Below are 7469 nucleotides of genomic sequence, written 5' to 3'. Positions count from 1 at the left end.
TCACTTACGCGTTCTCTGCCCCGGCGATGGTGGGCTTGGCGCAAGACGCATCAGCTCATCCGGCCCGTCCGACTGTTGAGATGGCGCGAGCGTCGCAGATGGCTGGGTGCTCAGGAGAGGGCTGACAAGGATGTCTTCCGGGTGCTGGACGACCTGTCGAAGCGGCAGGTCCCCCGTCTGGTGGCCGGAGCAGGGGATCGTCGCGAAGAGGCGATGGCGGCATTGGAACAACTGCTACTGAGGGCGCTGCTGGAGGATCTGTCCAATCCACCGACGAGAGGTTTGCAACCCAGGAGACGCCGTCGTACGGCCCGTCCCGTCCTGTTGGTACCGCTGCCCCACGGCGAGGCATCGCAGGCCGCAGAAGTAGCACGCGTCGAGCGATTTCTTTCCGCGTTCTGCGAGATGCGGAAGAGCGCGCATGCGCCAGGTCCTCTGGTGATCGCGATTGGCCAGCCGTCTGATGCTCTACTCGACCAGATCGGACCGCTCCGGGAGGTCACCCTTGGAGCGGCTGGTTACCTGCTCCACGAACCGGACAGCGAACCGGGTTTCGGATACCCCGTGCTCGTGCCGATCAGCGACGAGTCCTTCAGCCTGCCTGGGTTGCCCATCCGCCGCGTGGAGCCGAAGACCTTCCGGTTGGATTGGCGGACGGTAAACGCGCTGATTACCGTTAAAGCTATACTACTTTTGGCCCTAGCAAGCACCCTCCCACCATGGCGGGGCGAGCCGCACGACTGTGTCCGGTGGCCCTGAGCCAGTGGCGGGTAGGGTGACCGCGCCAGCACCCAGCAACCCAGTAACCACAGACCCCATCGGCTGGTACAACGCGGCGCTCGGGGCGATTCAGCAGGAGAACGAGCGCGCAATAGAATTTTTCAGGAGCGGTAGAACCGTCCGTACCGTTGTGGCCTTCCTGTCAAACCCTCCGACAAGCACTGCTGACACCATCTTCGACGGGGTCATCCCGGAACTGCGCGGCATCGCCCTTTGGCAGCGCAAGCTCAACCAGGACGCGAACGCCGACCTTCACCAAATCCCCCTGCTGGTCGACGTCCGTGGGACCGGACCGGCCTTCCGTGATGCCGAACAGAAAGCGCAGGAACTGGTCGAGAAAATCCAGAGCTGGACGCCATATCCAGACAACAATGAAGACTACAAACAGGTTATCGGCGTCCTCGGCTACGCGCAGAGCAGGGATGAGACCAAAAAGGCTCTCAAGATACTCGACAAGGCAGGAATCCTGACCATCAGCACTAGCGCCACGGCCGACGAAATGCTCGGCGAATCGACCTACTGGCCTGCCGCGCCACTCAATAGCCGCCAGGCCGCGATAGCAGCGAACTTCGCCACCTCAGAACGCACCATTGCCCAGTCCAGCGACAGCAGTCGATGTGTTAAAGCCGAAAGGGCCCTCATCATCGAGGACCACGAAGACCTTTACAGCAAAAGTCTCGCGACACAGTTTGAGATCAACTTTAAGGGACAGAAAAGGAAAATTAACTTTACTCAGAAAAACCCCAGCCCTGGGGATCCTCCACCCGGCACTCTCACGTACACCGACGCCACCGAACTGGCAGACCGGATTTGCCAGGAGATATCAGCACAGCCTACGACCATCGTCTACTGGACCAGCCGTGCACAAGACTTCATCGCGTTCGCCACAAGCTTCGATACTCAGGGCACCTGCACCACTCGTAGTGTCACCGTGCTCGGCGGCGACGATTTGGCCAGTGGCGTCCAGGCAGGTGTGTTTAATAAAAATAGGTGGCTTCGACTCTACTACTCCGCACACCGACTTCCCGCAGCTGACGCCCGCATCAGCTGCGCCACCAAATCCTTTATCGAAAAATATAACACTTTCGTCAAAGATACAACCAAGGGCGAGGATCCCTGGATCAACAACGGAACCTCAGCAGTGGCATATGACGCTTTTCATGCACTTTCCCGGGTCGCCGACATCACCTACGGCAGCAACGAGAGAGCGGACGTCAAAACCATGAAGTATTCCCTCCCAACCGGAGGAATAAATTTCAATGGCGCAACCGGATATATCAACTATGCGGCTGGCGTCAACCAGCCTCCCGTAGACAAGACCCTCATCTTAGTATATCAGACAGGCAAAAATCAGGTGACGGTGGCCGCCTGCGGCGCCTACCGCCAGGACACAAACAGCACAGTCCAGGCCAATCCATGCCGCGACGCCCCCGGCTGAACCCCGGAACCCATCAAGATTTTTTCAAGACGAAATTTTGCAGAAACTACGAGCATCAATTTCCCGTCGTTATCATGATCTCTTTTTCTCGCGTTGGTTGGGCGTCGGTGACGGGACTGGTTGCCGGGACGGGATGCGGCGGGTGAGGAACAGGGCGGCCAGGGCGATTACGGCGAGTAGCGAAAGGGAGGCGCGCAGGCCGTCGATGCGGGCGTCCGCGTTGGCGGTGGTGATCGCCTTGGCGGTGTCCGGTGGGACGCCGGCCTCGTCGAGGCGGGTCTTCAGGTCCTGGTCGGACAGGAAGGGGACGCCTTCGGACAGTCGCACCTCGGCGTGCGCGGCCAGGTCCGCCGGCACGGCGGGGTCCTGCTGGACGCCGGTGAGGAACGACGTGGTCAGCACGGAGACGAGCACCGCGCCGGCCGCCGCGGTACCGATCGAGGCGCCCAGGTTCGTCACCGTGTTCTGCACCCCGCCGACCTCACCGCTGCGCTCGTCGGCGACCGCGGACACGGTGACGCTGCCAAGCTGCGACGCGAGCGCGCCCACTCCGAGGCCCGCGAGCAGCATCGGCCATGTCACGATCTCCGGCCCGGCGCCGACGTCGAGCGCGGCAATCATGATTGTTATACCGGTGAACAAGGCGAGGAAACCGCTCCGGACAACGCGCCGGGGCGAGGCACGTGGAAAGACGCTGGGAATACCGACGGCGGCTACCAGCAGGGCGATGGACAACGGCAGCAGACGGACGCCGGTCGCGACCGCCGAAAGCCCGAGCGCCACCGACAGATACAGCGGCACCACGAAGAAAAGACCCGCCTGGAGCAGGTACTGGAAGAAGAACGACGTGAGTCCGGCCCGTAGCGTCCGGTCGCGAAGCAGTGCCGGGTCGAGCAGCACGGCGGCGCGTCGGGCGAGCCGGTGCTCCTGCCACCAGACGAAGAGCCGCAGGATGGCCCCGCCGGCGAGGATCAGCCAGATCACGGGCGAGAGCCCCAGCCAGACGGGTGCGCCGGGCGCCGGCCGGACCAGACCCCAGCTCCCCGACCGCAGGACGCCGTACACGACGAGAGCCAGGCCGGTCGCGGACAGCGCGGTGCCCACGAGATCGAGACGCCCGCCAGCCGCCGTCGTCGGAGGCGCTGTCGTCGGAGGTGCCGTCGTCGGAGGCGTAGCCGCCATCCCCCGGGTCAGCCACAGGATGACGCCCACCACGAGGACCTCGCCCGCGAAAACCCAGCGCCAGGACAGATAGGTGGTGAACAGGCCGCCGACGAGCGGGCCCGCCGCGACTGCGATCGCGCCGGCGGCGGCGACCAGCCCGTAGGCGCGCGGCCGCTGCCCGGGCGGGAAGTTCGACGCGACGAGGGCGACGACCGCGGGCATGATCAGCGCGGCGCCGACCCCTTCGAGGAACGACCAGCCGAACATGAGGACGGCGAGGTTCCCGGCGACGGAGGTCGTCAGCGACCCGCAGCCGTAGACGACGCAGCCGAGGGTGAACACGCGCCGATGCCCGAGGATCTGCCCCAGCCTGCCTCCGGTGATCATGAATGCGGCCATCACCAGGGTGTAGAAGGTGATGGCGGTCTGGATTCCGGTCACCGTGGTACCGACGTCCGCGGCCACGGTGGCGATCGACACGTTCATGACCGAACTGTCCAGGGTCATGAGGAACTGCGCCGCCGCCAGCGTGGGGAGAACCGCCCGGCCCGCCGCGACGGCTCCTCCCGCCCTGGCGCCGGGGCCCTGGTTCCCGGCAGTCCGGCGGGTCATCGGTCGGCACGCCCGCCCTGGCACCTGGTCACGTCAGGACTCCCGATTCTGATTCCGGCCGCCGCCGCCAGAATGCCGTTTGGCACGTGTTCTCGTCATGGTATGGGCGGCCGGTTTCCGCGTCTCGTTGTGCCACATTCCGACGATCGCCCCTCCGGTGAGAACAACACCAAAACCGATCAGCCAGGAAAGAATCGTGAAAACGACGCCGATACTCCCGTAGTTCCGCTCGTTCGAGACGATGGACGCGGAAAAGGTCAGTCTGCCCACCACGCCCAGGCCAGTCAGGCCGACCGTCGTGAACGCGGCGGCCGGCCAGACCTCGCGCCACCCGAGCCGGCCGAGAGTGAGAATCCTGGTACCGGCCCAGAGAAAGAGCAACAGCCCCGCGGTGTTGAGCAGGCCGTAGCCGATCTGACCGGGAATGGTGCCGGTGAGCAGCGCCCCGGCAGTGGTGGTGCCGGCGAGAAAGACAATGAGCCCGCAGAGCCAGCCGACCTGGGCCGGGACACCGCGAAGCCCGAGCGGCCGAAGCCCGAAAACCCTGACATAGACGGACTGCACGGTCGTGGCCAGGCTCAGGCCGCCGAGAATCAGCCAGAGCGCGCCCAGTATCGACCAGCCGTTGCGGACCGTCCCGTCCTGTGGCGCGAAAAGCCGTTCGACGGCCTGCGCGGCCTCCTGGCTCAGGCCCATCCGCCTGATGATCACTTCTGCCGCGCCCCCGGAGCGCAACGGCGACAACGCGGCCAGCGCGATGATGAACGGGAAGAACATCATCAGAATGAGCGCGGCGAGGTTCATCGCACCGTTGATCAGATCACCCTGACGCAGCCTGGATGCCAGATCCTCCGCCGCGCTGCCCCGCAGCCGCGCCCGAACAGGCCGGACAGCCGTCGCCATCCGCCCGAACAGCCGCCGTATCCGGTCCGCGGCGGCACCGCCGACGCCACGGACGTTGGCGGCTCCGCCGGCGCTGCCGGCGCCGTCGGATGGCCGAGGGGTACGCCCGTCACCGCGCGCGCGTCGGCTCCTGGGCATGGCCCCCTCCAGACCGCGCATCCTCACCGCCGGCAGTGGCCGCGCTCGTCCGCCAACCGGCCGACCAGCCCAACCGGCCGACCAGCCCAACCGGCCAACCGGCCGACCGGGCCGTGCACCTCAGCATCTCGGCACGTGGGCGTCCTCGCACCTCCGACGGTCCGAAAGCAGCGGAAGGTGCTCCTCGCGGCAAAGGCACTCGATTCCCGGCACGGCATACGGGTGCCGCTGTGGCGATATGGCCACCGACGGTAAAATTCGTCGATCTCAACCCGGGTTGACCCGGGATGGACGAGAACGGGGGCGGTGCACGTGGCGCGGACTGAAGCTGGTGGTGGACCCGGACGTCGGGGTGAAACCCTCAGTCCCACTCTTCCCAGGGAGGTCCGGCCGCGAGCAGGGAGGCGCGCTGCCAAATAAGCAAATACTGAGACCCCCCCCCGAAAAGTTGCTGTTCTGGCGGGAACGCTGGGCGTCGTGGCGGCGGTAGCGCAACGTTGGGACGTCGAGCAGAATGCCGGTGGCGAGCGCGGAGCCGGCGATGAGGGTCGCGGTGTCCTCGACGCCGCGCAGCGCGGCCCATCCCCCGACGGCGAGAAGCAGGTTCCGCCGCCACATCACCCCTGCCGGATGTACGGGTGGCAGCGTGCGGTCGGGCAGGGCGGACGCCCAGGCGACGGCGAGCGCTCCGCGTGCCAGCGGTCCGGCGGGCACGGCCAACGGCAAGGTGTGCAGGGTCCCGTCAGCGTGCAGGTCGCGGGCGTGGCCGACCGCGTAGCCGGCGTGGGCGTGGGTGGCGAGCGCGCCGCTGAGGGCTGCGAGCGCGCCGGGTTCGAGCTCGTCATCGGCGTCGAGGTTCTGCACCAGCGGCGCGGTGCACGAGCCGAGGGCGATGTTGCGGGTGACCGCGGGGCCTTCCTCGGTGCTGTGCGCGGCGATCCGGACCCGGCCGTCGTCCGCCGCTCCGCAGGCGGCCAGCGCGTCGAGAACCTCCCCGGGAGGCCCGTCGACCTGGACCCGCCACGTCCAGTGGGGATGGCGTTGGCGGTGCAGCGAGTCCCACGCCGCCGGCAGGTATCCGGCGTACTCGGCGTGTACCGCGGTGACCACATCCACCCACATGTTCGCAATATGTATCAGTCCGAGCCGAATTCGTGTGATAGATATGCCGATAAGATCCAACGGAGGGGGCACATGGACGTCGCATCGATCAACACGCGACTCGGTCGGGTGGCCTCAGCCGACTCCCGCGAGCTGGACCGGGTCTGCGAGGAGGTCGCCGCCGAACTGATCGACGCGGACGTCGAGCCCCCCTTCCGCGTCCCGTCGGCGGACTTCGTCACCGACCCCTGGCTGATCTGCGCTGACCGGTACTGGCGGCGCCGGCTGCTCCACCAGCCCACCGTCGAGGTCGCGGCCTGCTGCGCCCGCTGGCTACACGACCACACCGACCCGCCCGTCCGCCCGTCCGCCCGTCCGGACATCATCGAGAAGTGGTCGCTGGGATACGCCTTCATCACCAAGGACACCGTCGAGTCCCGCCACGACCTCACCCTCGCCACCGGCCGGATCGTCGAGACCTTCCAGGGCTCCACCGACATCTGCTACTTCGCCACGCTTTACCACGCCGGCAAGCTGCGCGCGAACTTCTGGTTCGACGAACTCCACCAGTTCCTCGAATCCTCCCTGCTCGCTGTCGCCGCCGGCCAGCACCGCGACGACCCGCTGTTCACGGGTCTACGCGCGTTCGCCGCCTTTGGTAGCCGCACCATCACCACCAGTCACGCGCTCGAGCTCCTCGGCACCGCCTGGAGCGCGGCGCCCCGCCCCCGCGCCGTCGTCGACGTCTGCCTCAACGCCCTGTGGGCCGCCCCGCCGTTCCCCGGCCAAGGCGAACAGCTGCGCCGGCACTCCGCCGAGGCCGTCGCGGAGTACCCCGACGACCACCTCTTCCGGTTCCGCCTCGCCAGCGGACAGCGCATGTGCGGCGACTACACCGACGCGCTGGCCACCATCGACACCGCGCTGCGGCTCCTGCCCGCGATCGGCGCCAGGATCAGCCACGAACTGCTCCAGGGGCAGTACCTACGGGAGCGGGCGACGATCCTGGAAGGGCTCGACCGCGCCGCCTGGAGCAGCGACCAGCAGACCCGCTGGCGTGACCAGGACACCGCCAACCGGGACCTCCGCCGGACCCTCCAGACCTCCGCCATCCGCGCCGTCGAACTCGTCACCGTCTTCACCGCGGCCATCGCGTTCGCCGTCGGCTCACTCCAGATCACCCTCACCGGCACCCTGCCCCTGCGTGATCGCGCGCTCCTCCTCGTCCTCCTCGGCGCCGGGCTCCTGCTGTTCGCCCTCCTGACAGTTGCCGGCGCCTGGATCATCACCGGCCGACACCACTCCGACCCCCGGACCACCCCACCCGACCCCG

The 7469-nt window shown here is 66.9% G+C and carries 6 protein-coding genes; 3 read left to right on the top strand and 3 right to left on the bottom strand.

Features of this window, described 5'->3' with window-relative positions:
* The first annotated feature begins 141 nt into the window (after positions 1-141).
* Entirely contained in the window at positions 142-759 is a 618-nt protein-coding gene (locus CM1CMNOD_RS06260; RefSeq protein WP_013872827.1) for a hypothetical protein, read from the top strand.
* A 16-nt stretch (positions 760-775) separates the two neighbouring features.
* Entirely contained in the window at positions 776-2218 is a 1443-nt protein-coding gene (locus CM1CMNOD_RS06255) for an ABC transporter substrate-binding protein (RefSeq protein ID WP_013872826.1), read from the top strand.
* Positions 2219-2290: 72 nt separating this feature from the next.
* On the opposite strand, the gene CM1CMNOD_RS06250 is transcribed toward CM1CMNOD_RS06255, so the two are convergent.
* The 3 genes from CM1CMNOD_RS06250 to CM1CMNOD_RS06240 form a co-directional block, all read right to left on the bottom strand.
* Complete coding sequence (locus CM1CMNOD_RS06250; RefSeq protein ID WP_013872825.1) at positions 2291-3994, bottom strand: MFS transporter; 1704 nt, start codon at positions 3992-3994, stop codon at positions 2291-2293.
* Between the two features lie 33 nt (positions 3995-4027).
* Positions 4028-5035, bottom strand: coding sequence for a hypothetical protein (locus CM1CMNOD_RS06245; protein WP_013872824.1), 1008 nt, complete (start codon positions 5033-5035; stop codon positions 4028-4030).
* A 267-nt stretch (positions 5036-5302) separates the two neighbouring features.
* A complete protein-coding gene (locus CM1CMNOD_RS06240; RefSeq protein WP_242625439.1) occupies positions 5303-6157 on the bottom strand; it encodes a glycosyltransferase in 855 nt (284 codons plus the stop codon).
* 72 nt (positions 6158-6229) lie between these two features.
* Between CM1CMNOD_RS06240 and CM1CMNOD_RS06235 the strand changes: the two genes are divergently transcribed.
* The coding region (locus CM1CMNOD_RS06235) for a hypothetical protein (RefSeq protein WP_131773891.1) at positions 6230-7469 on the top strand (1240 nt) is incomplete at its 3' end.

It is taken from the genome of Protofrankia symbiont of Coriaria myrtifolia (genome assembly GCF_900634755.1).
GTDB classification, from domain to species: Bacteria; Actinomycetota; Actinomycetes; order Frankiales; family Frankiaceae; genus Protofrankia; species Protofrankia coriariae.
This window is presented reverse-complemented; position numbering and strand designations above follow the sequence as displayed.